This is a genomic window from Streptococcus bovismuti, assembly GCF_042436615.2.
Taxonomy (GTDB): domain Bacteria; phylum Bacillota; class Bacilli; order Lactobacillales; family Streptococcaceae; genus Streptococcus.
Genome location: NZ_JBHMFR020000001.1, coordinates 319534 through 342320, shown reverse-complemented (window position 1 = coordinate 342320; position 22787 = coordinate 319534). Strand labels below are relative to the sequence as shown.

The following is a 22787-nucleotide window of genomic DNA, read 5'->3' as shown; positions in this document are numbered from 1 at the left end:
TTATAATTAGGATATAAACGAAGGAGGTCTAAATAATGGACAAAAAACAATTATCTCTAAAAAAATTTCCAACAATAAGTTCTGAAGATCTGTTAAAGATTTATGGAGGAAACCTCTGGAAAGATTTTGATAATCTTATGCTTAACAAGCACAGATATTCTCGATTTCTTAACTAGTCAAACCTTTAATTATAGACAAAAAAACATTAAACATAATTGACTATTTGTCAACTGTAGTAGTTTTTTATCAGCTAGCATCTGTCGTGAGAACTAGTTAGTGAAGCTGGGCAAAAATCACTTTTAACTATCAAAAAAACGAGCATTTCTGAATTGAGGAAATGCTCGTTTTTTTTGATATCATGATTTATAATTAAAATAAGAAAAAACAATTATAAATCCATTACAATGTATAAAGATTATAACACAAATCAATTAAGTTTAGAAGTAAATCTTGCCTACGATATTCCAACAACTCACGAATCGAGAATGATCATCCTCTTTATAGACAGTATCCCTAACTAAGTGTTACTGGAAGAGACCTCTTATACTGCCTTTCATCCAACTATGCTCATGAAGATAACATTGTACGCTTATTTCCGTCAAGTGTTCTCCGAACATAAAATCGTTCAAGTAAATGAGGAAGTGATTCCCATGAAATTGTTTAACCAAGATACCTATGTTAACTATAAAACAATTAATAATATTGATAAATTAAAACGTATTATAAATTTCATATAGAAGTATATAATATTATTGTGAAACTTTTTATATAGAAAATATGTTTAAAAATCTAATTTTTAAACTAGAACTATTTCACATTTAAATGTCTATAAAGCTATAACAAAAGAGTCCCCCTTAAAATATTCTATAGAATATCCTAAGAATGGCGACTCTTTTAAAGTTCTATTTCCAAGATCTGTGTAAAGACATAATTTTTACTTGTGGTTTTCAAACATACATTTGGATAAGATTTTAAGATTCTTCGAACATTGGCCAATCCTATACCCCGTCCTACTCCTTTTGAAGAATTGTCACGCTTGAATATATCTCTCAGTTCGATCTCTCTTTCTAAAGTAGAATTTTTAACAATCATGACTAATTTATTCCATTCTCTATCTTCAAGGAAACAAACTGCTATTCCTCCCTCTGCTGCGGACTCTATAGCATTATCTAACAAGATAGAAGTAATTGTTAAGAAGTCAATTTGTTCCATATTTTTTATAGAGAACTGTTCACTAATCTCCAGGGAAACTGGAACAGATAAGTTTTGGGCCTCCGATAACTTAGATAATAGTAAACTCTTTAGCGCCAAATCATTGATATTTCTTAGTTGTGCCACATCAAAACGTTTACCTTTTAATTTTTCACCAGAGTTTTTTAAAACACTATCATAAATTTGAGAAACCAGATTAATATCTTTTTGATCTATACCTATTTTTAAGCTTGACAAAATATTAACATAATCATGTCTAAAGCTTCTAATTTCTTGATACAGCCCTTCAACTTGTTGACTATAATTGCTAAGATTTTGCAATTGAATTTCTTTTTGTAAAACAACTTGCTCCTGTAATTCTTGAAGTAATTTTCTATCCAAGAGATTAATAAAACAAATAAACAATAAAAAGTAAACTGCTGTCAATAATTCTTTATAATCTAACATTCTATCCTGGCTTATTTTATCAATGTAGTTCATATAAGGCGGTAAGATAAAATAAGTAAGCATTAAAATATCCGCAGTAATTAAGATAAATTTTGTTTTTCTATCCAAGTTCTTTATTTTTAAATGACTAAAATTATATTGAAAGAGACTAATAAGAAAAAACACAATAATTTCAGCTAATAAAGAGAAAATCATTATTCCTAGATTAGTTTCATATAGTCTATTCAATATTGGAATGTTATAAATTACAAAGAAACCTAAAAAATTTTTGATGACATCCCAAAATCCAAGTGGAAATAATGAGTAAAAAAGTAATAAAGAGACCTTATTTCTTAATTTACCAATAGACAAAGTATATAGGATAAAAAAGGTAGGATATATTAATAATGACCCAAAAGAATAAAATGCAGTTGATTCAAATACAACAATAAATAGTAATGTTGAAAGATAGTACAGAATAATGGATACTACTACTTTTTTTAGGTTTAATCTCTCATCTACAACCTTAGAATGGATACATAATAATAGAAAAACACCTATAATATCTAGTAAAAATATCATCTAAATCTCCTTAGTCATGAAGTCTTTCGATAGCTTTCATAAGTGGACGAATTTTTAATCTAGAGACAATACAAGAGGATCCGTTCTGAAAATGAACTAACCGATTTTCTTTATCAATTAAAGATATATTATAAGGATTTACGATAAATGATCTATGACATTGAAATAAACGTGGTTCCTGTTTAAGAATATCTGACAATTGTCCATAAAATTCAACTATGTCTCGTTTTGAATAGAGAGTCAACTTATGAGCAATTGTTGATGTTTCAATATACAATAAATCTTTAAAAGGGAGTTGAATTTGAGCTTTGGATCCTGTAAATATAAAAGAGTCCTCAGATACTGTTCTTCTTTGATTATCGGTAACACTTGAAATAACATTTTCAATTCGTTTGATAAATAATGGTTCAGGTAATTCTTTATCAATGAAATCAATAGCTGATACTAAATATTCAAAAGATACAGGCATAAACTCAGAATGTGATGTTACAAAAGCAATCACTGCTTGAGAATCAAGTTTTCTAATTTCTCTAGCAACGTCTAATCCTCTTTTATCATCATCTTTTATTTCAATATCAAGTAAAAATAATTGATGATTTCCTCTCTCTGAAATGTCCTCTAAAAGCTGTTGAGGTTTTCCATAAACCTCAAAATGCCTATACTCAATCTTATTATCCACCAAAATTTTTTTGACAACATTTTCAATTCTAGTCTGTTGTAAAAAATTATCTTCTAGTATAAAAATATTCACTACTTCACTCCTATATATTTTTCCACTGATTTTTTAATATTGTAAAGTGTCTTCTAGAACAAGCGATGTCTGATACTCTATCATCCATAAACATAATCGTTCTTGTCTCATGATTAAATCCTGCTATTTTATCTTTATTCACAAGAAACTTTCTATGGCATCTAATAAGTTCTTCTGGACTTTCCTCTTCGATTTTAGCTAGTGAGGTTGAAGCTTCAAAATTCCCTTCGGCTGTAACAAAAAGAACAGCATGAGCTTTTGTTGGGTGAGTTGTAACATAATAAATTTTAGAGAGTGGTACCTTTACGATAGCTCTATTTTGATATAAAATGTAGTCTTTCATATTTAGCCTCCTTCTATCAGTTTAATCTTATCAGAATGATGGAAATTAAATTATAAAAATCTCAAATGGTTTCTATACTATCTCAAATGGTAGAAATTTTCTTAATTTAGACATTTCATGATAAAATAGATACTTTTTAGTAACTCAATAATACTAATCTATCTTCATTTGATAAACTAATATCAAATGAAAGGAAAGCTATGAAGACAATTCAAATTTTACACTACTCTTTATTTGGCTATATTTTATCTCTGTATTTAAAATATTATTTCTTTAAAAAGAATACAAAAATTTTACAAGGACATAAGATTAACTACAAATATAAATCTTCTACTTATTTTATCATAAAATCAGGGTATCTAACATCTAAAAAAATGAAACTCTATTTAAAATCTATCCAATTTAGTTCAAAAAAATCAGAAGTTATCATCATAGGCAGTCAGATTGATTATGATGAGCTTTATAGAAACCACTTTAGTGTGTTTGGTGTTATAGACATAACTAATAACAAATCATTAAAATATATTAAAGAAAAAATTCATTTTTACTTGGAAGAGCTCTATAAATTTAAGAAGGATAAGAGTGATTAAGTCTATGAAATAAAGTTTCAAGTCTTATAATTTTATATCCGTAATCACCTATCCATTAATTTTGATTTCTTACTCCATATGCTAGAGTTTGATAGCAAATTTTAGTGTCATCTTAAAGTAGTCATATTTTGTCAGTCTTCTTTTTTCTGAGTTATTGAGATTGATTGGAACTTTTGAGACTGGGCAAAATCTCAATTCCTGAAGAAAATGGAGTAAATCTTCCCACAAGAAAACGCATAATTTCAAGTTTTTCAACACCTGAGACTATGCGTTTTTTGGTTCTAAAAAATTTTCGACCACCTCACACAACTAACAAAAGTTATCAGTAGACTTTACTTTAAAATTTGTGTTCTAACAACCATTTCGATTAGTTAAATCTTTCAATCTTTCTTCTCCAGATTTAAGCATCTCTTTCTCCACTTGATTCCATTCTCCAAATAGTAAATCATGAAGAACGGTTGCTGCTGAAGTTGTATTTTCTTTTGAATCATATACACAACTTCTATCTCGTTGATAAATTTGAATTCTTTCAAAGATAGCTAGTTCTTCCAATTGTCGTGTATTATCAACTAGATGATTTACAATGAAATCATGATGTTCTTTTGGAGTTGCGCGTGCTTGATTTGGATTGATAGCGTAAAGTTCTTCGTATCGGATAAGAGTGCTCAGATAGGACAGCTTAGGTTTTGTCGCAATCAAGGCTAATTGTACTTCATATCCCTTATTTTTCAAGAGTTGTGCTGTTTTCTTTGGAACATCAATCGTTCGCAAAGTTCCCTCAATCAAAAGATTGTATCCCAAATTGCTTAATTCTTTTACTAAAGACTCTACCATTTTTCCTGCAAAATCTTTGGTGTATTCTACACTATCTTTGCCATATACTTGCTGCAGTTCTAAATAGTATGGATGCTGAGAGCGAAAACTATCACCATCTATGATAACAATATTTCCTTGAAACTCTTTCTGTTTAATACGATGAATTGTAGTCTTACCGGCACCACTTTGCCCTCCAAGCAAAATCGCTATAGGTTGCTTACTGGACTTTTTTCCTCTTGTAAGTGAACGAAGATTCCGTGCTAGAGCATGTTTGAATTCACTATCAGTATAATCTTGGATATCCATTAGGCTACCATCCGTTTTTCAGATATCTCTAACATACGTTCAATTCCATCCAAATAGCCGCTATATCTCTCTATTTCATCAAAAGTTTCAACTAGATAGATATTCGTATGAATCAAATCAGAAAGATCATCACTCATTAAAATCCAAGGATTAGATTCATCATCAATGCTAATTCCCTGACTATCTTGATAACGATAGAGTCGTGATAATAGATTAGCTCCTCTTTCTTTCACAATTTCAATTTTTAAAGTCAATTCATAATCTTCAACAGGATTGAGCATTTTATCTTCTCCTACAATATCGACATAAGATACATTAAACTTCTGACAAATGATATCTATTAGTTCCGTAGAGACTGAACTCGTTCCATTTTCATACCGGCTCAAGCTATTTCGAGAAATTCCTACAATTCGGGCAAAGTCGTCTTGTGTTAAGTCATGTGTTTTACGTAAGGATTTTATGTTCTTTCCAATCATGGCAAACTCCTTTTATTTTTATACCACCATTATAACATTTAGAAAAAGTAAATGCACCATTTTTGGTGCATTATTGACTGTTTTTCCTAAATCTCTCTAAATTCTTTTCCAATTGTTCCTTATGAAGTTGATTCTTTGCTTCCTTTAATGTGTTGTCCAAAGATTCTTCTCTATAAGTTGATTCTGTTTTTAGTTGTTCTAATCCTTGATCTGGAGTGAAAATAATATCTAGCAGTCGGTCTATTTTTTCAAGATCTTGGACAGACATATCGGATAATCTATGAATCAGCTTTTTAAATATATCACCATTGTCATGGTTTTTCTTAAAAAATGTTGTAAACATCTATAACCTCTCAAAAAAAGCAGCCTATTAGGACTGCTTAGTGTAATTCGGAAATCGCATCATAAATGGACTGCAATTTCTTATTGTCTTTATTCTTTGTGTCAATCAAAGTATGTAGCTCTTCAATTTTATTTTGACTACTTTGAATATCACTATTGTTATCCGCAATCAGCCTTTTAAGATGTTGCTGATAACTTGTAGTGATATCTGTTTCTTTTCCTGTTCTAACCTCTGTAATTTTGGGTTTAGAACTAGAATTTGATTCCGTCACAGGTGCTTGTTTTCGCTTTTGAAAAGCTGCTTCATAATTTACATCATTACCTCCTTGATGATTTCCAAATAAGGCCGCAATTTTATCTGGATCTTCTTGATTTTCTGATTTACTTTCTAATGGTTGATTAAAATTCCAATCTTTTGTCATTCACTCATTTCATCCTTTCTAAATTCAGAATCATCGAATTGTCTTTCTTTACCAAAGGCATGATCAAGAGCTTCTTCAAAACTCATGTGACTGATGCTTTGACGCCTTTTGAACGTCGCAAACATCGCTGTCTCCAGTTGCTCTTTGTAAGCAGCTAGTTTTTCTGTCTCTCTTGCTACCTTACTTTCTTGCCTAGTGACCTTTTCTTCTAAGCGTTCAATAATGGTCATATACTATCCTCCTTCATTCTAATATTAGCTAAAACATCTTGATTTTGTTATCACAATTCTAAACATTGAGAGGTTTGTCTTACTGGTTGATTCCTCAATGTCTCTTTTGCATTCTCGAACATCAATTGTAAATCTGATTTCTTTTCTCGAAGAATATCGTTCCAGTCTCTTTTTTCTTTCCCATATTCATTATCAGGTAAATCCAGTAAAACAGGAAATCCTGATTTAGATAACTTATCAGAAAAATCTTTACCTGCATCATCACAATCTACTGCCAGTGTCAATAAATCAGAATGATTATCAAAATAGCTGGTGGTATCACGAATTGTATTGAACAAAGGCAATAACTTTGAAGGTATTACTGTATCTAAAAATTCCAACTTCTGATTTTCTTCAGCTATCAGTCGTAAAGTTTGATAAGCAACAACAGACCTTTTTAATCCCTCCATAGATACCAAACGAACATCTGATAGGCTTTGTTGATGAAGTTCGTAATAGCTCATCAAGTCGATAAACGATTCACAAAAGACCAGTCTATTTGGTTTACCAATATCAAAGGATATTCCAACATGTCCATGGCTTCCTTTTAGAATCGTTTTTAACCTCTCTCTAGGAAGAGAGTGATTCTTATAAATCCCTTGTATACTTGCTGCCTGCAGTTTGTGACGATGATCAAAGCTTTTAAAAACAATAACAGGTTCAACAGTTTCATTTGTTTTCCAACTAGCTTGTGCTATCAAACCTTGTTGAATCATCTTTTCTATGATTTCTTCTGAGATTCCTCTACATTTTGTTAAGTAATATCTGACCAGACTGCAGTTAGAATCTTCTACTCTCTTTAAAGGATAATAAAATGGTCTCTCTCTTTTTTCTTGAACAGCTTCTTTTTGAAAAGGTTCTTCAGAAAGAAAAGCTAGAGCTTCTTTAAAGGAAATTCCCTTAACAAGTCGAACAAAATCAATAACATCACCTTGAATATCTCTTGAAAACCATTTAAAAGTATTGGTAGTTGAAAAAATTCGGAATGAATCGTGTTCAGGATGTTCATAGACACGGCTAGAAACTTGTTTAAAGGAAATACCTAAACGATTGGCTACATCAAGAATTGAAATTTGCTTACATTCCTCTATATTCATAAAACATCATCATTTTGTCGTAGTATTTGGCAGTGATGGTATTGATGATGATTCTTCTAAAGTTTTAGGAGTTGCCTTATCTAAATCATCTAACCCAGATTTCCAAACCTGTACTTGATTGACCAATAACTTACCTGGTAGTTTCGAATAAGACAACTTAACTGTTCTTGTTTCTGTCTGATTAGTCTTTGATTGGTTGGCATTCTTTAAATCAGATACATAGGTTACATTATAAGAGACCATGGCAATGGCTTGATTCGTAGTCTGATTGACAAAGATATCTGCTTTTTCAAAATGATAATCCAAAATATAATCCTTATACACTTGGTTCATAGCATCATTTTGACTTGACAATTCTTGAGAATAAGCCGATTCAGTCATATAAGGTTGAATACGTGTATTATTTTCTCCGAGCTTTTCTTTCGTATAGTACTGCGTCAAAAATTCTTTTACAGTATCCGATGACAAAATGCTGGCTTTATCTTCTGCTTGTTTGTCCTCTACAAGTTTAGCTGCAGCCAATTCGATTTCTTTGCGACTTTGTTTAGCAGTAGAATGTTGACCAGCAGTATATCCCATCATGAGAATAAAGCTAGTTGCGGCTACTGCTCCAACACTAATTAAGGCTTTAGTTTTGACTTTATTTAACATCTTAGACCTTCTTTCTATAAAAACTAGGTCAAGAATAACAAAAAGAACTTGTAAGTTTTATCACATCACAACGAAAGGTAATTCCTACATTTCAGGCGCCAAATCGTACAGTTCAGAGAAAAATATCAAAATTAGCTGTCTTCAGCTTATAATATAAATATGAACAAATTAAAAGAAGAAAATTTGAGAAGAGCTCTTTCTCATATTGAACGACATAAACAAGCTATAAATACAAGTAATAATAGTGAGGATAATGATTTTCATAAATTATTACTCCAATTTAGCTATGAAGTATATGAAAGAATCAAGGCAAATAAAAAACCTTATCCGAATTTAGATTCAGATAAAGTCTTTTGATTATCTAAAAAGTTCATATTTTTTCCTTATTTATGGAGTTAATGAAGTGCCAACTGAATCCTAGAACCAACATCAGATTGATGAAAAGGTACACAGCCGTAAAACTAGTTAAACCATGTTGTCTGATATCATCAAAATATAAACTAGGTTCAGTAAAGAACAAATAAATTCCATAGACCTCCACGAAAATAAGAAAACTAATAAAACCAATCAGGAAAAGTCCACTGGCAATAAGAAAGAGTCTCCATAAAAGAATGAGAATTCCTCCTACTGCTAAAAAAATTACTGGGATAAGGAGTAAATCATTCATGACTTTCTCCTTTCTAGTCAATCAATTGACGATAATGGGTGGCAAGAGAGGAATCAAACTCTTCTAATTTTTGAACTAAGTCCAAATACTCCTCTTTTTCATATTCTTCAAAGTCCACACCTCGATGATTTTGAAGAGCTATTTCCAATTGACTAGTGAGTTCTCGTTTAGAAAAACTGTAATCCCCAGTAACTTCCTCATAATGTTCCTTTAGCTCCTTGTAGGCTTGGTATTCTTCAGGCGTTTGAAATCCCTGTACCAAGGCCTCTTCTAATTGATAATAGGTATCTTCCATCATAATCGTTACCTCGTTTCTTTCTATCTTTATTTTACCGCGCTTTTCTTTTCTTGTCCGCTATTTGTATCTATTTTTTAATCTAATTCAAAAGAAAGTTGTTCTTGCCTTTCTTTTCCTTTTTCGTGGAATTGTCTTAAGGCCTGATCAATAATATCTAAATCCGTTTCTGTTTCAATCAATGGTGCGAGTACATCGTATTCGGCCTTTTTAGTTTGATAATCCTCTTCCTTTGGAAAATTTTTCTCAATTTCAACTTTAGCAGTAGTCCATTTATCCTGTAATTCATCCAATAAGTTCTGAGTTTTCACTTGGTCCTCCTTAATGTGATCAATCGTATGCTGAATCCTTTGAATGGTCCCCAAAGGAGAATACAAATCTAAACTGACAGAATACTGATTTTCTCCTACAATCTTAACAGAGAAGGTTTCAGGAAGAGGTTGATTTGTTGGAAGACTAAGCATTTTAATGTCAAATCCTCTATAGCTTGCTAGGGTTCGGAATTCTTTGCTGTCAGCTTGATTATGACGGATAAGACGGTGTAAGGATTCCCCTGCTTCAGATCGTTGATCAAAAGCTTGCTTACCTACCGTCATAGAAAATGCCTGGTCTTTTGACATTTCAGACTGTTGAATGTCGTCTTCATACTTACTTAATCGTTTCTCAAGAATGGGCATATTTTCTTCACAGTAGGAGATTGTATGACGATAGTGATCCTTGCTGCGTTGAAAGGCACGTCTTTGATTTTCTAATAGGGTCAAATCATTCTCTAGTTCCATCTTATATTTAAGATAAGGATTACCTGTTGCTAGTGCCTTAAAATCAGAAGCTGTCATGGTCTGCTCATCAATATCTTCTGCAGCACGAATTGGCTCCTTAGAAGTCATAATCTGCTTAATATAACGGAGTTTGTTCTCCTGAGTTGCCCATAGATAATTATCAAACGAACCTTTGGTAATGTAGTGGTAAATATCCACTTCCTTATTTTCATTTCCTTGTCGGATAATCCGTCCATTGCGTTGCTGAATGTCACTTGGTCTCCACGGTACATCCAGATGATGAACTGCTTTCATCTTGCTCTGAACATTTAAACCTGTTCCTCCTTTTTCAGTTGAGGCAAGGAGAATCCGCACCTCTCCTGCATTGACCTTTCGAGACAAACTATTCTTCTTTTCATCACTATTGGCATCATGTACAAAGGCAATTTCTTTACTAGGGATTCCTCTATCAACTAATAAAGCCTTTATTTCAGAATAGACATCAAAGCCATTATCTTTTTTCTTAGGTGTGCCAATATCTGAAAAAATCATCTGAGTAGCCTTATTTTCCATTCCCTCACGATAAATTCTCTCAACATTATCCACTACCTGAAGCAGTTTATGATTGTCTGCTAGACTATAACTAGAGTCCAATAAACGCATATCAATAGCTAGTTTACGTGCCTCACCTGTTATCTTTAACATGTTATCCTGACTCGGATCAACTGTTCCACATTTGACCATATCTGACCTCATAACCAATTCTTCTAGATAGAGTTTCTGTTTTTCAGTTAACTCACTCTCAATAGGGATAATATGAGCTTCTGGAACAGGTAAATCCAACATATCTTGTGTTTGAATGTCGGCTGTTTCTTTATAGATTTTCATCAACTCAGGTAGATTGACAAACTTTTTAAATCGTTTCTTAGGTTGGTACTTATCCCCTGTAGGAGCTAATTCCATAGAGTTTTGAATTTCTCCAAAAGCACCTACCCAAGAGTCAAAATAATCAACTTGATAGCGTTTTAAGATATCTGGTTGAATATAGTTCATCATAGTATATAACTCACTAATAGAATTGGAAACAGGTGTTCCTGTCGCAAAGACAATATTTTTAAAATCATGTTCTTCCTGAATCTGTCGAACTTTCATTTCCATATCCACGTTCTTCTTAGAGGTTGTATTGGTAATCCCTGCTACATTTCCAAGTCCAGTAATTGGACGTATATTTTTAAAGTGATGTGCTTCATCCACAAAGAGAAAATCAATTCCTAAGTTCTCAAAATCAATAAAACTATCACGATTGAAGCGTTGGAGTTCTTCCAATTGTTTCTCTAGACCACTTATTGATTGCTCTGCTTCTTTGACAGTATACTTATTTTCAGAATGTGTTTTAATCTCTCGTAGTTCATTGAGTTTATCCTCGATATAATTCATCTGTCTTTCCTTACTGACAGGGATTTTTTCAAATTGAGAATCCCCAATGACAATGGCATCGTAATCTCCTGTAATAATACGTGACACAAATTGTTTTCTTCTCGCCTTCACAAAATCTTTCTTAGTAGTCACAAAGACCTTTTTGGTAGGGAAAAATTTCATGATCTCTTGGCCAAATTGAGCAGACAAACTAGAGGGCACTACATACAAGGGCTTATGAACCATCCCCAACTCCTTTAATTTAAACCCAGCACCAAGCATGGTCAAGGTCTTTCCTGAACCTACCTCATGAGCTAATAATGCTCTTTTTTCTTCTATAATTCTTTGAATGGCATTCTCTTGGTGAGGACGAAGACTGATGTTTTGAGCCAAGCCATCAATAACTAAATGGCTACCGTCATACTCTCGACTAACCGTTCGATTATAAAGACGATTATAGCTTTCTTCAATGACTTGTTGGACTTCTGGATACCGTGAGACAAAGTCTTGAAAGAGTTCTTGTAAATGCTGCTCTTTCGCTCTTAGAACAGAGGTTTTTTCCAAATCTGTAATAGTCTTTTTCTTTTCTCCTTCCGTAACAGTCATAGTAATCGTCGGTTGGTTCGAATTAAGTAAATTCTCAAAAATCTTTCTTCCTGTATCATAACGTGACCCACTAACTCCAAGACTACTATCTTTGGCACTTGGATAGCGATAAGCAAATGATGTCTTTAAATGAACCTGGCCATCGACAGGATTCACTTCAATGACTTGTTCAACATCTGGCGAAGACAATTCAAATTCACGATTGGTAAAACATTCAAAGGCAAATTTACCATAAACGGATTGAGGTATCCAACGTGACCCTATTTTAAACTCAATATCTGCCAGATGAATCCGTGGAGGGCGAACAGATTCTAACAAATCTAAAGCATGGTTCCAATCATATTCTTGGTTATTTTCCTCCACTAATAGTTGAACTACTTCTATCTTGTTGAGAATGTCTCCTGATAAAAACTGGTTCTTAGAAAGATATTTTCTTTCCCCTCTTAAATAGCTTTCTGGATCTATTAAAATCTGGTCACCTAACTCATCTAAAATAGCAGCTTGGCTATGTTCGGGATAAATTGATACCATATAGTCTAAATCAACCCCTCTACCATCCGATAAACTAGAGTTTAAGGCATCTAGAGCCGTTGAAACTCTTGCAATCACTCTCTCTGGTCTAACCAATGCTTTTTCAAAAGCTAAAGATTTTTTATATTTTACTTTCTGATCTTTAGAATCAATGTATTCATCTTCTAAACTTGCTAGTAAAGAATACTTATCGTCACTATCAAATAAGTTCCGATTGACTGAGGCATTCAAGTATCCAAATTGACTTACAAAGCGGTCATAGTCATGATTGAGTTTACTAAGTAATACCTGAAAATCAGCCCGACTATAATCTTGATGACGTTGAATTTCAATTAAGGATTGATAGGTCTCTCTCAAATCAACCATGCCCTTAATGCGACTAATATCCTTATCCGATAAGGGACTTTCATAAAAGACAGTTTTTTTGAACAGTCCCTTATATTTCCCCCTTTTACTCGCTTCTTCTGACTTGTAAACATCTAGTGCTTCCTCATCTGTCAAATGAAGTTGCACGAATCGATCTATTTTATGTTCAGACAAAGAACTGTCCCAAGCTTTAAAATCTCCCTTCTCATCTACATAATAACTAATTTCGTCTACTTTTGAACTTTTCCGAATGCCATGCGTATCTCGGTAATAAATTTGATTTCCCTCATATCCAAAAGAATAGAGCGCTAAGTCCTCACGTATACGACTTGGGATAGAATTATCCACTTCTTCTTGGATAAAAACAGGTGCTTTCAAAGAATTGTCAATTTGTTTAGGTGCTTCCACATTCTCTAATGCTTCCATTATGTCAGTAGCTAATGTTTCTGATACCCCCTTAACATTGAGGGTTCCTCCATTAAAATTACGTACCTCATATTCACCCAAAACTTGTGTGTTGTATTTCCCATCAAAATAAGGATTAATCCAGACACGCTTATCCTCCTCAAAGAGAATAGAACCACTAAAAACAAGTTCCTCCTCATTAAGATTCTTTGCTTGATCCTTTTGAAAGAAGAGGAGGTCTGTGGTTACACGAGTACCTGCAATCTTTTTAAAAGCCGTATCCGGCAAACGAACTCCCCCTAAAAAATGAGTGTTGTTTTTAATCTCTTGTAAGACATTATCTGTCCGCTTATCCATTGTCCCGATAGATGAGATAATCGACACTTGTCCTCCGTCTCTTACTAAATCAAGTGAGTGTTTGACAAAGTAGTCGTGAATCATGTAAGGTTTATCATAGTTTTTATCGGCAATGCGAAAATTTCCAAAAGGAACATTCGTTAAGACTAAATCAAAACTATTATTTTGATAGGGAACTTCTTCAAATCCTCGCACTTCAATATGGGTATTGGGGTGGAGTTGTTTTGCGATTGCACCAGTCACACTGTCTAATTCAACTCCATAGAGTTCTGATTTCTCTCGTATACTTCTAGGCATCGCCGCAAAGAAGTTCCCAGTTCCCATAGAAGGATCTAATATCCTTCCTCCCTCAAAACCATCATCCAGTAATTTTTGCCAAATCTGGCGAATAATCATTGGGTCTGTATAATAGGCTGTGAGAGAACTTTGTTTCATAGTGGAGTACTCTGATTTACTTACTAAGCTCCTAAGAGTTAAACGTTCTGCTTCATACTTTGGATTGAGTTCATCGAAAAATTCATTGGCAAGACCACCCCATCCAACATACTTGGCTAGTAGTTCTTGTTCTTCTGGACTTGCTTGTCGTCCCTCTTTTTCTAATCTTTTAACAAGTTCAATTGCGGCGATATTCGTTTCAATTTTTTCTCTATTTGTCTTAGGGTAAAAGTCCTCTAAATCATCGGGAAAAACAAAATCTTGAACAAGGACATCCGTCTCTTCTATACCAGAAATAAGAGTTTCTATTTCCTTATCCTTATCTTTTTCATTTTCTTCTTCCAGATAGGAAAACAAATCTATTTCCTGACTTTCACTTGATGAATCAATCTCAATCTCTGATTCTTCTTTTTCAAGTTCTACATGAGACAATACTTGTTCAATCTCTTCCAAACTGTTCAAGTATAAAATAGGATTTTCTTCAAATAACAGGTTTGAATCATTGAATAGCTCTAGGCGAACTAAGTCATTTAACTGGGAATTTTCAATCGAAACCAACTGAAATACTTGTCCTTTATAACTTACTTGTGAACCGATTGGATATTCCCTCAAAGCTTCTTCTACAATTTTATCGACATTAGAAAAGGAGTTCATTTCTTCCGTTTCCTGTTCAATATCACTTGAAGGAGATAAGGATTCCGCTACTTGCTTAGACTTTTCGCTTTTAGCTTTTACATCATCAAAGTGAGTAATAATCTTCAGCTTTTGTGTCAGTGGGAGTTGTTGGTAGTTTTCTTCATGATGGACAAGATCCGTAACAGTATCTAAAGTAGCCATCAATTCTGAACCCAAATAGGCTAGAACATCTCCTTCTTTTTCTTCAAAATGAATCTCAAGAACTTCTTTTTTTAGTTCTTTGGAATCAACCATTAGAAGAAACTCCTCTATATCTCTACTAATGCGGTCAGATAGATTATTCGCAACCCGATAGACATTGACTAAATTGACATCCTGATTCTGAAGACATACAAGCTCACTTAATGGTTCTAACTTCTCTTTTTCAGATTGGATGTAAAATCGAGTGGAAAGATTATAGGTTGCGACTTCTAGCACCAAGTTTTTCTCAAAATTACTTAATTGAGATAATTTACTTAGACCTGCTTGTCCAAAATTTCTTGTGTAACTTTCTAAATCTTGATCATTATTTTCAGAACTAGCCTCTAGGAAAGAAATAATATCTTGATGAAACGAATACACATGAGGTATCTCTTCTATCTTGCCCTCTTCAGCCAAAAAACTCTCTACCAAGTCTTGCCATTTCTCATCAAAATGTTGCGCTTGATAACGAAGAAATAGGTCCATTTTCTCCCTATCTTTTGGAATTGTTCCACGAAACATAGCCAATAATTTCATTACTTCCATACTCGCTCCTTTCATCTATACGAAAATAGGAGAATCACATGATTCCCCTACAACTCTATCTCCATTTCAACCTTTTGAGGACTGGTTTCTAAATCACTAGACAAAAGAGAAATAGAATCTGTTCTCATGTAGTAAGTATATAAGTCTTCTAGGTCTTGTTGGTTTTCAATCCCTGTTTCAATACTAATAAGAGCCTGTATAAATTCCTTGTAGTGACTCTCCATCATATCTGAAATCTTTTGTTTCATTTCCATAAATACTGAAGACGGTTCAGTTATACTTGTTTGGTCTATGTCTTGTAAATCCTTTTCTAAGGGATTGGTTCCTTCTTCTACTTCCACTAAATCTGAACGTCCATCACCATCAGAATCTGCGCTAAGAGGATTGGTTCCTAGCGCCAATTCTTGAGCATCAGTTAATCCATCTTGATCCGAATCACGTTGATAAATGCCTTCCATATACTTCCTTCTTTCCTAGTTAATCTTTTTTCACTCCAATCCTACCAAATATTCCTTGAAAGAAGTATCACAACAAAAAAAGAGAACGAGCCAAAACCTCGTTCTCCTTAAAATGATAAAACGTTACTATCAAAGTAAAAAAGATGACTTACAGAACCTGTAAGCCACCTAGTCAGTCGGTTTATTCTGGTGTCTGCCACCGCTTGGCCCTTACGTCCAAGATTGCTATCGGATTTTGTTCTGGTGTCCGCCACCGCTTGGCCCTTATGTCCAAGATTACTATCAGATTAACCATGAGCCAACCACTCATCTACACCATTATTCTAACGAATATGAGCTACAAACGCAAGAGAAAAACTTATTTTGGATTTATACACTATAAAAAACATACACTATCTTCAGATTGAACTTTTGTTCAAAATAAGCTATAATGAATTTAAGTAGAAACAGGAGGTAGAACAAATGGCTACAATCAGTTTAACACGTGATATAAAACTAACAAATGAAGATGCTCTAAAAATTCTTAATCATAAACCATCTAAAAAGCTACAAGCCGTCTTGAAATCTATTGAATCACAGGACGCTACCGCTCCAACGAAAAATAAACTCATTTCAAAGTATCTGTAAGATGACAATTCAAGTAACACCACTTAAGCAATATCTTGAAAATATTCAAGTGCTAGCTCCTGATAAAACTGAGAAACAAGTTCAGGATCTATTTAAAACTATCATTTTAGAAAATGTTGATTTCAACGGTAATGAAGAGATGTTGACTTATCTATCTGATAAAGCCCCCAATTTTGAAAAACAACATCGTTCTCGTAATTTTATCGTTGAAGAAACTGAAACAAATAACATCATAGGATTCTTTAGTTTATCTCTCAAAGTTGTTGATATTTCTGATTTAGAGAAATCCTTAAAAAAGAAACTCGTCCTAAAAGGGAAAAGTCCCAAAAATATTGATTATCTACCTGTGTTACTTATCGGTCAATTCGGCAAAAACACAAAGCTAAATAAACTATCAGGACAAGAGTTATTTGAAATTGTAATTCAAAAAATTGAAGAATTTCGAGCAATTGTAGGAACTCAGATGATATTTTTAGATAGTATCAATCATCCTAAAGTCATTCAATTTTATGAACAGTTCGGATTTGTTGCTTACAGTCAATTGATTAAAGACGATCATCAAGTAAGTTATCAGCCTATGGCATTAAATATGTCGCTCTATAAAAAATAAGAATCATGTCACCTAAACTGATGACATGATTTTTTTATTTCGTAGTATAGGCAAAACGAATGGCACTATCTGCTTGCGAGATTTTTCTAAAGGTATAGTTAGGATTACCCCCATAGTTGGTTTCAGACACAAGGAAAGAACCATCATCATAGACCTTCTCTACAAAAGCCACATGACCATAGTCTGCTGGTGTACCATGTGTACCTCCCACAAACGAAACAATAGCACCTGCTCTTGGTGTAGAGCCCGTTTCACCTCCAAGACTTGAAGCTGTCGCAACCCAGTCCTGACCATTTCCCATGGTATTAATGATTGAAATCTTCTCTCCATTACTTCCTTTTAATTTCAACCCTAACTGGTTCATACGAGCCGCAACACCCCATGTGCATTGCCCATAGGCATAGGCCATACCATCTCCACCACCAGGAACAGAATGATCATACAAATCCCCACGAACCCCTTCAAGGGATTGCGGGTCACTCTTTGCCTGTCCTCCATTTGTTTGGCTAAAGCCTTTTTCAATTTGGTAATACCATTCCGTTGCTCTGGTTTGTCTTTCCAGTAGTTTGTCACCAGAATTTCCCTCCCAATAGGTAAGGAAGAGTTGGGCCAAATTGGCTGCACTGCCCGTATTTCCAAAGAAATCCTTTAGCCAGCTTTGATAGTAAGGACTATCCCCATGAAGCATAAAATGAAGTTGGAGGTCTAAATCATACCATTTCTTATTTTGGGTGCGTGCATAATTTAACAAGGCTGTATGACGTGTTGACCCATCTGCAGTATCTGTCCATTGCCCTAAACCTAGACCTCTATGAAGAATATTAGGATAAGCACCACTATAAATGGCTGGCCCTCCTATCGCTAACCAGTTTTCATCATCCCATGAGGAATCGGTAGCGCCAACTGGAGGAGATAAATAATCTCCCTCAGCTCGTTTAGGATTGATAGAAGACTCTACCGACCAATTTCCTAAAATAGCCGCAATAGCTTGGGGACTTGCTCCTTGAGATTTCAAAAAATCATAAATATGTTTTGCTCGTTCAAACTCATCCCCACCAAACTGACCAATGGCAGGTAAGATAGTTGTCTGAAGTTGAATGACTTTGGGAAAATAAAATTGCGGATTGACATACACCAATTTTTCTTTCTTGTTCTTATACTTTTGATAGGAAACTTTCAAACCTGTATCGTCTGATGTTTCACCAATAATATCACCCGTTAGGACTCTTGTACCCTCAATCGCACGGCCATTATGAATAGAATACAAGGTCAATCGACTCTCATTCTCTCCTTTTCCGTTAGTGAGAATTATATTGTCACCATCTAGTGATACGACCCCATCCATTGGTGCGACAATCGTTTGGTGAGCCTTCGCTTCTAGTAGAATGTACTCCTGAAGGGTAGGTTTTCCGTCTAAATCATAGTATCCATAACGATAAATCATGGTTAGACTATCTTCGTTGCTTTTCCCCTCAAATGGATTGTCCAATTCCTGCATGGAAGCATAGACACCTTCTTCTTTTAGTTCCTTCATTTCCTCTTGATTGTCTTTCGAGAGTTTATACTTAGGAGTTTCATAAAGGTCTTGCATGGATTTCAAATCATCCCCATCGTTTAAATCATGCCACAAAGTAGACAGATAATCCTTGTAAGTTTCGGAACTAAATAAGTGAACTGGTTTGTTTAACTCATAGTCATGGAATTTAAAGTTCATATACCCCATCACATCATCAACTTTTGTGTAATAGGTAATGCCTTTGTCATTTGTACGAGTATGTTCTGCGTCTTCCCAAGTTAGGTGGGTATAAGCTTTTGTTAATTCAAATTCATCTTGTTGAATCAAACTAGCAGATGAAAAACCTAAAAAGAAGCTCATCATAAGTAAAAGAAGAAAGACTATTCCTCCAACTATCCAGGTTGCAGGATTCCCAGCCGCAAATGTAAAGAAGGAAAAGGCTGCTTTTAGTTTTTGATAGATATTTCGGACACTTGTAAGACCTTGTTTCTTTAATTTTCGATACCGATTTTTAAAGGAACTTGGATTATCTTTCGCTAGTTTCCATCCTTTTCCATCCTTAAAATGATGGTATCGCTCTTTTGTGTTGGTCAGCCTTTTCTTGGTAAAACGACCTGTTGCTTGTCCTGTTTTGACACTAGCTTTCCCAAGATTATAAGAAAGCCAACTGTAGCGTTTCCCTTTTCTAATGGTCTCTTGAAGTGTACGATAACCTTCTAAATCTTCATTTTCTGAAGCTAACTCTCCACCTTCACGTCCAAGGACATAAAGGAAAGTTTTGGCTTTCCTACTAACCTTTTTGGATTTATAGGCTTGTTTAGTAGATTTTAAATTTTCTTTGGCGGCCTTGACTTCTTTCTTAGCTTTTAATTCTTCTAAACTCTTCCCTTGAAAGAAAAAATTAGATTTTTGTTTCGATTCCTGACCGTAGAGAAATTTTTGATTGGTTTTTCTTTCTTTACGGCTCTCTTTTCTTTCTTCTTTTGCTTCTACCTTGGCTTCTCTAAATTGCTTCTTGGCTATTTTCAATCGTTTCCTAGCATGAGGCAACCGTCTATCTCTTAATTCTTTGCGATTCAAAAGAGATGGAGGACTATTTTGAAGAATATGATTGTAGTCTTCATTTGCTTGTTTTACTCTCTCCTTTGAAGCCTCTCTCATCTCCTCTAGCTTTTGCTTTATCTCTTTTTTCCATGCTTTTTCATCCAGTACAGAGGAATCTTTTTTCTGTTTCCTTACCTCCTTCTTTCCTTTTTTCAAGAATTTTTTCTCATCTTTTAGGCTTCTTCTAAATGCCTTTCGGGCACGTATAATTTCTCTTTTATCCTTCATTTACCTTCCCCTTAATTAGAAGCCATTTTATCAGGATCCGTACTCATGATATCAAACAATTGAGTACCTTGAGGAATCTTATTTTTAAAAGGAACGACAACTGAACCAGCTTTTATTAGTCCTGCGCCTTTTTCTGGATTGACTAAGTATTTTTCGAGTTCTTTTGACAAGCCTAAGAGTTGAACCAGTTCTTCTCTGTCATTTTTTGCTTGCTTGAGGAGAATCATAAATTCACTATTTGCAATAATTCGTCTACCATTTGGATCTAACAATAAGGTTTCGACGTTTTGAGTTATTCCAGTCGGACTGGCTCCATATTTTCTGACACGACTCCACAATTTAAAGAAGAAATCACTGGCATATTTATCTAGTAAGAGAAGCTGCATTTCATCAAAATAAATCCAGGTCTTCTTCCCTAATTTTTGATTCCGAACGACACGATTCCATATCTGATCAAAAACAACCATAAGAGCGATTTGTTTCAGCTCATCTCCTAACTTTTTAACGTTATAGATTAAGAAATTAGATCCTGTCTGAATATTGGTCTTATGTGAAAAAATATCAAGAGAACCTTCGACATACAGTTCCATATCAAGTGCCAAATTCTGCGCTTCTTCTTCTGGTTGTTGACTCAAGACAAATACCCATTCTTCCAAAGAAGGCTCTTTAAATGACTGATAGGTGAGTCTGGTAACTCGGTCGATAATCGATTTTTCTCTCCCATCCATTTTTCTATCCAATAACTTGCCGATAAAGGATAAAAGAAATTCTGATTTTACCTTTACAGGATCTTCATCCATATTTTCTTCAGACAAGTCAAGGACATTGAGATAAGTTTGGGAATCGGGCGCAATATCAATCATTTCTCCACCAAAAGCCCGTCCAATGACACTGTACTCTGCTTCGGGATCCACAATGATAATTTCAGTATTTTCACCAGATTCTTTGATTTTGGTCGTGATAATTTCATGCTTGGTTGCCATCCCTTTCCCAGCTCCAGATGTCCCTAAAATCAGACCAGACGGTGTATTTAATAGGCTTCGATCAATGGTAATAATATTGCTTGATATTTGATTGATACCGTAATATTTCCCACTGCGGTCTTGTAAGTCTACTGAAGTCCATGGAGAGTTCACTGCTACATTGGACGTTAATAAACTCCGTGATACTCCCTCTAAAAAATCACAACCAAATGGCAGCAAACTATTAAAGGCTGCTTCTTGCATATATGGTAGTTTATCAATCATTAGGTCATTTGAACCGGCCACTTGTTGGATAGTGTCTAGGGCTTGTTTAAGTTCTTCTTCATCCTGACCAAAAACACCAATCAAGAAGACTGTTTGAAACAGTTTATCTCCTGTCTCGGTCATGGTTTTTAAGAGTTCCTCAGCTTCATCGATATTGCTTTCTAATACATGACCTACTTTTTCCAAATAGATACCTGTACGAGCTAGTTTTTGTTGTTCCCCAATCTTTTGGGATTCCATCAAGGTCTTCTTTGTTCGTAGTTTCTTCATGGCATCCGCCTTAGTCGAACTTTGAGCATGAAGGCTCACAATCAATTCCAAATCTCCTTGCATGAGGTCTCGGATAAACTGATCCCCTAATTCCATGCCGTAGTCTCTCACATAGACAATCTGTAATAAGCGGTCATTGATTTGTAGGTAATTCTTGTTTTTAAAATCCAAGAGATTAGGTGCTATGAAGTGACGAGTTGTCTGACCCGATCTCGTTAAATCACGGTAAGAAAAAGGAAGATGGTGTTCTCCTCTAAGCATATCTGCCAACAAGTTGACACGGTCTTCTCCAGCCAAGGATTCAAATCGAGCATCAATTTCTGAGAAACCACTCTTGAAATATTCTCCAATTTGAGACAAGGAACGATAAGCTTGTTTGGGATTAGAATCCTTTCTACCAAAGCTAATCAGTTTCACAGCTGAAAAGTTATTTTCACCACTGTCTAAATTTTGATTCATCATTCGATTCAATTCTTTACGATAGGTATCATACCCATCTTCTTTCTCCTCATACAGAACACTCTGTCTAAACTTTTCTAAATTCAATCTTTTATTAAAGATGGTCAATTGGAAGTTGGTTTGGTCATCTAAAGAGTTAATCAAATCAGAATACTTCTCAATGATTGCGCCCTTATCTTCTAAACCAACGGTCTGGTAATTGACATCACCAAGTAAATAGCTTTGTGAGAAATAATCTTCTTTTACCTGCATCAGACCATTTTGATACAGGGCTTGATAGGAAATAGTATTAGCCGTTGAGGGTAACACTTCCTCTTTTTTCCCTTTAACTTCTTTCTGATTAGTCATTGAAGTTTTTTGTTTCTTTAATGTATTTGATTTTCTTTTCATGTTCAGCTCCTTTCTTTCCTGTAATTGTGCGTAGGGGAACCGTTAATTCAAAATGAAGACGGTATTTCAAATAATGTTCAAAATATAAATCATTGGGTTTATAGACTCCAAAAAGCATGAGGGGGATGGTAAAGGCAAACACAAAACCGTAAACAAACCAATCTCCAAATTGCCAGAAAAAGAGATTCAAGCCCAAAACAATAATTGTGACAATAAAGGCTGGTAAAACAAAGATGATTTGTCTTGTGGTGAAACCTAACCAAGCCCTGTGTTGGTATTTTGAGATGTCTTTAAAGACACGTGTATTCATGACTTTCCTTTCTAAAAAGGCTAAGAA

Annotated in this window: 22 protein-coding genes and 1 pseudogene; 6 read left to right on the top strand and 17 right to left on the bottom strand. The window is 34.4% G+C overall.

The genetic code is table 11. The annotated features are described in order from the left end of the window. Window positions 1-404: 404 nt before the first annotated feature. Window positions 405-734, top strand: a pseudogene (locus ACERDH_RS01800) (IS5/IS1182 family transposase); the annotation flags it as partial. 160 nt (window positions 735-894) lie between these two features. On the opposite strand, the gene ACERDH_RS01795 reads toward ACERDH_RS01800, so the two are convergent. Genes ACERDH_RS01795 through ACERDH_RS01785 form a run of 3 tightly spaced genes read right to left on the bottom strand, consistent with a single transcriptional unit; the run spans window position 895 to window position 3314 of the window. Next, window positions 895-2220, bottom strand: coding sequence for a GHKL domain-containing protein (locus ACERDH_RS01795; protein ID WP_024057773.1), 1326 nt, complete (start codon window positions 2218-2220; stop codon window positions 895-897). A gap of 10 nt (window positions 2221-2230) precedes the next feature. After that, window positions 2231-2971 (bottom strand): response regulator transcription factor, encoded by a 741-nt coding sequence (locus ACERDH_RS01790; protein ID WP_386686571.1) that lies wholly within the window; start codon window positions 2969-2971, stop codon window positions 2231-2233. A gap of 10 nt (window positions 2972-2981) precedes the next feature. Beyond that, a complete protein-coding gene (locus ACERDH_RS01785) occupies window positions 2982-3314 on the bottom strand; it encodes a LytTR family transcriptional regulator DNA-binding domain-containing protein (RefSeq protein ID WP_386686574.1) in 333 nt (110 codons plus the stop codon). A gap of 200 nt (window positions 3315-3514) precedes the next feature. On the opposite strand from ACERDH_RS01785, the gene ACERDH_RS01780 reads away from it, so the two are divergent. Further along, window positions 3515-3904 carry a hypothetical protein gene (locus ACERDH_RS01780; RefSeq protein ID WP_386686577.1) on the top strand — a complete coding sequence of 130 codons (390 nt, stop codon included), beginning with the start codon at window positions 3515-3517 and terminating at the stop codon, window positions 3902-3904. Window positions 3905-4255: 351 nt separating this feature from the next. Here ACERDH_RS01780 and pezT read toward each other — a convergent pair whose 3' ends face one another. The 7 genes from pezT to ACERDH_RS01745 all read right to left on the bottom strand — a co-directional run bounded on the left by pezT (window position 4256) and on the right by ACERDH_RS01745 (window position 8283). Continuing rightward, on the bottom strand, window positions 4256-5026 hold the full coding sequence (gene pezT, locus ACERDH_RS01775) for a type II toxin-antitoxin system toxin PezT (protein ID WP_386686580.1): 771 nt from the start codon (window positions 5024-5026) through the stop codon (window positions 4256-4258). Beyond that, the gene (pezA, locus tag ACERDH_RS01770) at window positions 5026-5502 is read right to left on the bottom strand and encodes a type II toxin-antitoxin system antitoxin PezA (RefSeq protein WP_000579597.1); all 477 of its coding nucleotides are present in this window, start codon (window positions 5500-5502) and stop codon (window positions 5026-5028) included. Before pezA ends, pezT begins: the two co-directional genes overlap by 1 nt. A 70-nt stretch (window positions 5503-5572) precedes the next feature. Next, window positions 5573-5845 carry a hypothetical protein gene (locus ACERDH_RS01765; protein WP_386686583.1) on the bottom strand — a complete coding sequence of 91 codons (273 nt, stop codon included), beginning with the start codon at window positions 5843-5845 and terminating at the stop codon, window positions 5573-5575. A 37-nt stretch (window positions 5846-5882) separates the two neighbouring features. Continuing rightward, window positions 5883-6266 carry a DUF5945 family protein gene (locus ACERDH_RS01760; RefSeq protein WP_386686586.1) on the bottom strand — a complete coding sequence of 128 codons (384 nt, stop codon included), beginning with the start codon at window positions 6264-6266 and terminating at the stop codon, window positions 5883-5885. Beyond that, complete coding sequence (locus tag ACERDH_RS01755; RefSeq protein ID WP_000152419.1) at window positions 6263-6496, bottom strand: DUF5965 family protein; 234 nt, start codon at window positions 6494-6496, stop codon at window positions 6263-6265. The genes ACERDH_RS01760 and ACERDH_RS01755 overlap by 4 nt, the downstream gene beginning before the upstream one ends. Window positions 6497-6546: 50 nt before the next feature. Further along, the gene (locus ACERDH_RS01750) at window positions 6547-7632 is read right to left on the bottom strand and encodes a DNA primase (RefSeq protein WP_386686593.1); all 1086 of its coding nucleotides are present in this window, start codon (window positions 7630-7632) and stop codon (window positions 6547-6549) included. A gap of 9 nt (window positions 7633-7641) precedes the next feature. Next, complete coding sequence (locus tag ACERDH_RS01745) at window positions 7642-8283, bottom strand: hypothetical protein (protein WP_000933082.1); 642 nt, start codon at window positions 8281-8283, stop codon at window positions 7642-7644. Window positions 8284-8442: 159 nt separating this feature from the next. Here ACERDH_RS01745 and ACERDH_RS01740 point away from each other — a divergent pair, with 159 nt between their 5' ends. Beyond that, window positions 8443-8640 carry a hypothetical protein gene (locus ACERDH_RS01740; RefSeq protein WP_004249782.1) on the top strand — a complete coding sequence of 66 codons (198 nt, stop codon included), beginning with the start codon at window positions 8443-8445 and terminating at the stop codon, window positions 8638-8640. 13 nt (window positions 8641-8653) lie between these two features. Here the strand turns inward: ACERDH_RS01740 and ACERDH_RS01735 are convergent, their stop codons facing one another. The 4 genes from ACERDH_RS01735 to ACERDH_RS01720 form a co-directional block, all read right to left on the bottom strand. Then, complete coding sequence (locus tag ACERDH_RS01735; RefSeq protein ID WP_000998891.1) at window positions 8654-8950, bottom strand: DUF5966 family protein; 297 nt, start codon at window positions 8948-8950, stop codon at window positions 8654-8656. A 13-nt stretch (window positions 8951-8963) separates the two neighbouring features. Further along, a complete protein-coding gene (locus ACERDH_RS01730; RefSeq protein WP_000969641.1) occupies window positions 8964-9248 on the bottom strand; it encodes a DUF5962 family protein in 285 nt (94 codons plus the stop codon). Window positions 9249-9322: 74 nt separating this feature from the next. After that, window positions 9323-15541, bottom strand: a complete 6219-nt coding sequence (locus tag ACERDH_RS01725) for an SNF2-related protein (RefSeq protein ID WP_386686601.1) — start codon at window positions 15539-15541, stop codon at window positions 9323-9325. Window positions 15542-15588: 47 nt separating this feature from the next. Beyond that, on the bottom strand, window positions 15589-15999 hold the full coding sequence (locus ACERDH_RS01720; protein WP_386686604.1) for a cell envelope biogenesis protein OmpA: 411 nt from the start codon (window positions 15997-15999) through the stop codon (window positions 15589-15591). Window positions 16000-16142: 143 nt separating this feature from the next. Between ACERDH_RS01720 and ACERDH_RS01715 the strand changes: the two genes are divergently transcribed. The 3 genes from ACERDH_RS01715 to ACERDH_RS01705 are packed head-to-tail and all read left to right on the top strand — an operon-like array spanning window position 16143 to window position 17236. Further along, window positions 16143-16406, top strand: a complete 264-nt coding sequence (locus ACERDH_RS01715) for a hypothetical protein (protein ID WP_386686606.1) — start codon at window positions 16143-16145, stop codon at window positions 16404-16406. A gap of 55 nt (window positions 16407-16461) precedes the next feature. Continuing rightward, complete coding sequence (locus ACERDH_RS01710; RefSeq protein ID WP_000201399.1) at window positions 16462-16626, top strand: hypothetical protein; 165 nt, start codon at window positions 16462-16464, stop codon at window positions 16624-16626. Between the two features lies 1 nt (window position 16627). Further along, the gene (locus ACERDH_RS01705; RefSeq protein WP_000155337.1) at window positions 16628-17236 is read left to right on the top strand and encodes a hypothetical protein; all 609 of its coding nucleotides are present in this window, start codon (window positions 16628-16630) and stop codon (window positions 17234-17236) included. Between the two features lie 34 nt (window positions 17237-17270). On the opposite strand, the gene ACERDH_RS01700 is transcribed toward ACERDH_RS01705, so the two are convergent. The 3 genes from ACERDH_RS01700 to ACERDH_RS01690 are packed head-to-tail and all read right to left on the bottom strand — an operon-like array spanning window position 17271 to window position 22760. Then, window positions 17271-20084 carry a phage tail tip lysozyme gene (locus ACERDH_RS01700; RefSeq protein WP_386686611.1) on the bottom strand — a complete coding sequence of 938 codons (2814 nt, stop codon included), beginning with the start codon at window positions 20082-20084 and terminating at the stop codon, window positions 17271-17273. 11 nt (window positions 20085-20095) lie between these two features. Then, window positions 20096-22408 carry a VirB4-like conjugal transfer ATPase, CD1110 family gene (locus ACERDH_RS01695; protein WP_050205773.1) on the bottom strand — a complete coding sequence of 771 codons (2313 nt, stop codon included), beginning with the start codon at window positions 22406-22408 and terminating at the stop codon, window positions 20096-20098. Beyond that, window positions 22401-22760: a PrgI family protein gene (locus tag ACERDH_RS01690; RefSeq protein WP_386686614.1), complete on the bottom strand. Its 360-nt coding sequence runs from the start codon at window positions 22758-22760 to the stop codon at window positions 22401-22403. The genes ACERDH_RS01695 and ACERDH_RS01690 overlap by 8 nt, the downstream gene beginning before the upstream one ends. Window positions 22761-22787: the final 27 nt, after the last annotated feature.

What these genes read in the sequence shown, in the direction of transcription:
- ACERDH_RS01795 (WP_024057773.1), bottom strand. Translation starts at nt 2,220, where the DNA reads ATGATATTTTTACTAGATATTATAGGTGTTTTTCTATTATTATGTATC.
- ACERDH_RS01785 (WP_386686574.1), bottom strand. Translation starts at nt 3,314, where the DNA reads ATGAAAGACTACATTTTATATCAAAATAGAGCTATCGTAAAGGTACCA.
- ACERDH_RS01780 (WP_386686577.1), top strand. Translation starts at nt 3,515, where the DNA reads ATGAAGACAATTCAAATTTTACACTACTCTTTATTTGGCTATATTTTA.
- pezT (WP_386686580.1), bottom strand. Translation starts at nt 5,026, where the DNA reads ATGGATATCCAAGATTATACTGATAGTGAATTCAAACATGCTCTAGCA.
- pezA (WP_000579597.1), bottom strand. Translation starts at nt 5,502, where the DNA reads ATGATTGGAAAGAACATAAAATCCTTACGTAAAACACATGACTTAACA.
- ACERDH_RS01765 (WP_386686583.1), bottom strand. Translation starts at nt 5,845, where the DNA reads ATGTTTACAACATTTTTTAAGAAAAACCATGACAATGGTGATATATTT.
- ACERDH_RS01760 (WP_386686586.1), bottom strand. Translation starts at nt 6,266, where the DNA reads ATGACAAAAGATTGGAATTTTAATCAACCATTAGAAAGTAAATCAGAA.
- ACERDH_RS01755 (WP_000152419.1), bottom strand. Translation starts at nt 6,496, where the DNA reads ATGACCATTATTGAACGCTTAGAAGAAAAGGTCACTAGGCAAGAAAGT.
- ACERDH_RS01750 (WP_386686593.1), bottom strand. Translation starts at nt 7,632, where the DNA reads ATGAATATAGAGGAATGTAAGCAAATTTCAATTCTTGATGTAGCCAAT.
- ACERDH_RS01745 (WP_000933082.1), bottom strand. Translation starts at nt 8,283, where the DNA reads ATGTTAAATAAAGTCAAAACTAAAGCCTTAATTAGTGTTGGAGCAGTA.
- ACERDH_RS01740 (WP_004249782.1), top strand. Translation starts at nt 8,443, where the DNA reads ATGAACAAATTAAAAGAAGAAAATTTGAGAAGAGCTCTTTCTCATATT.
- ACERDH_RS01735 (WP_000998891.1), bottom strand. Translation starts at nt 8,950, where the DNA reads ATGAATGATTTACTCCTTATCCCAGTAATTTTTTTAGCAGTAGGAGGA.
- ACERDH_RS01730 (WP_000969641.1), bottom strand. Translation starts at nt 9,248, where the DNA reads ATGATGGAAGATACCTATTATCAATTAGAAGAGGCCTTGGTACAGGGA.
- ACERDH_RS01725 (WP_386686601.1), bottom strand. Translation starts at nt 15,541, where the DNA reads ATGGAAGTAATGAAATTATTGGCTATGTTTCGTGGAACAATTCCAAAA.
- ACERDH_RS01720 (WP_386686604.1), bottom strand. Translation starts at nt 15,999, where the DNA reads ATGGAAGGCATTTATCAACGTGATTCGGATCAAGATGGATTAACTGAT.
- ACERDH_RS01715 (WP_386686606.1), top strand. Translation starts at nt 16,143, where the DNA reads ATGACTTACAGAACCTGTAAGCCACCTAGTCAGTCGGTTTATTCTGGT.
- ACERDH_RS01710 (WP_000201399.1), top strand. Translation starts at nt 16,462, where the DNA reads ATGGCTACAATCAGTTTAACACGTGATATAAAACTAACAAATGAAGAT.
- ACERDH_RS01705 (WP_000155337.1), top strand. Translation starts at nt 16,628, where the DNA reads ATGACAATTCAAGTAACACCACTTAAGCAATATCTTGAAAATATTCAA.
- ACERDH_RS01700 (WP_386686611.1), bottom strand. Translation starts at nt 20,084, where the DNA reads ATGAAGGATAAAAGAGAAATTATACGTGCCCGAAAGGCATTTAGAAGA.
- ACERDH_RS01695 (WP_050205773.1), bottom strand. Translation starts at nt 22,408, where the DNA reads ATGACTAATCAGAAAGAAGTTAAAGGGAAAAAAGAGGAAGTGTTACCC.
- ACERDH_RS01690 (WP_386686614.1), bottom strand. Translation starts at nt 22,760, where the DNA reads ATGAATACACGTGTCTTTAAAGACATCTCAAAATACCAACACAGGGCT.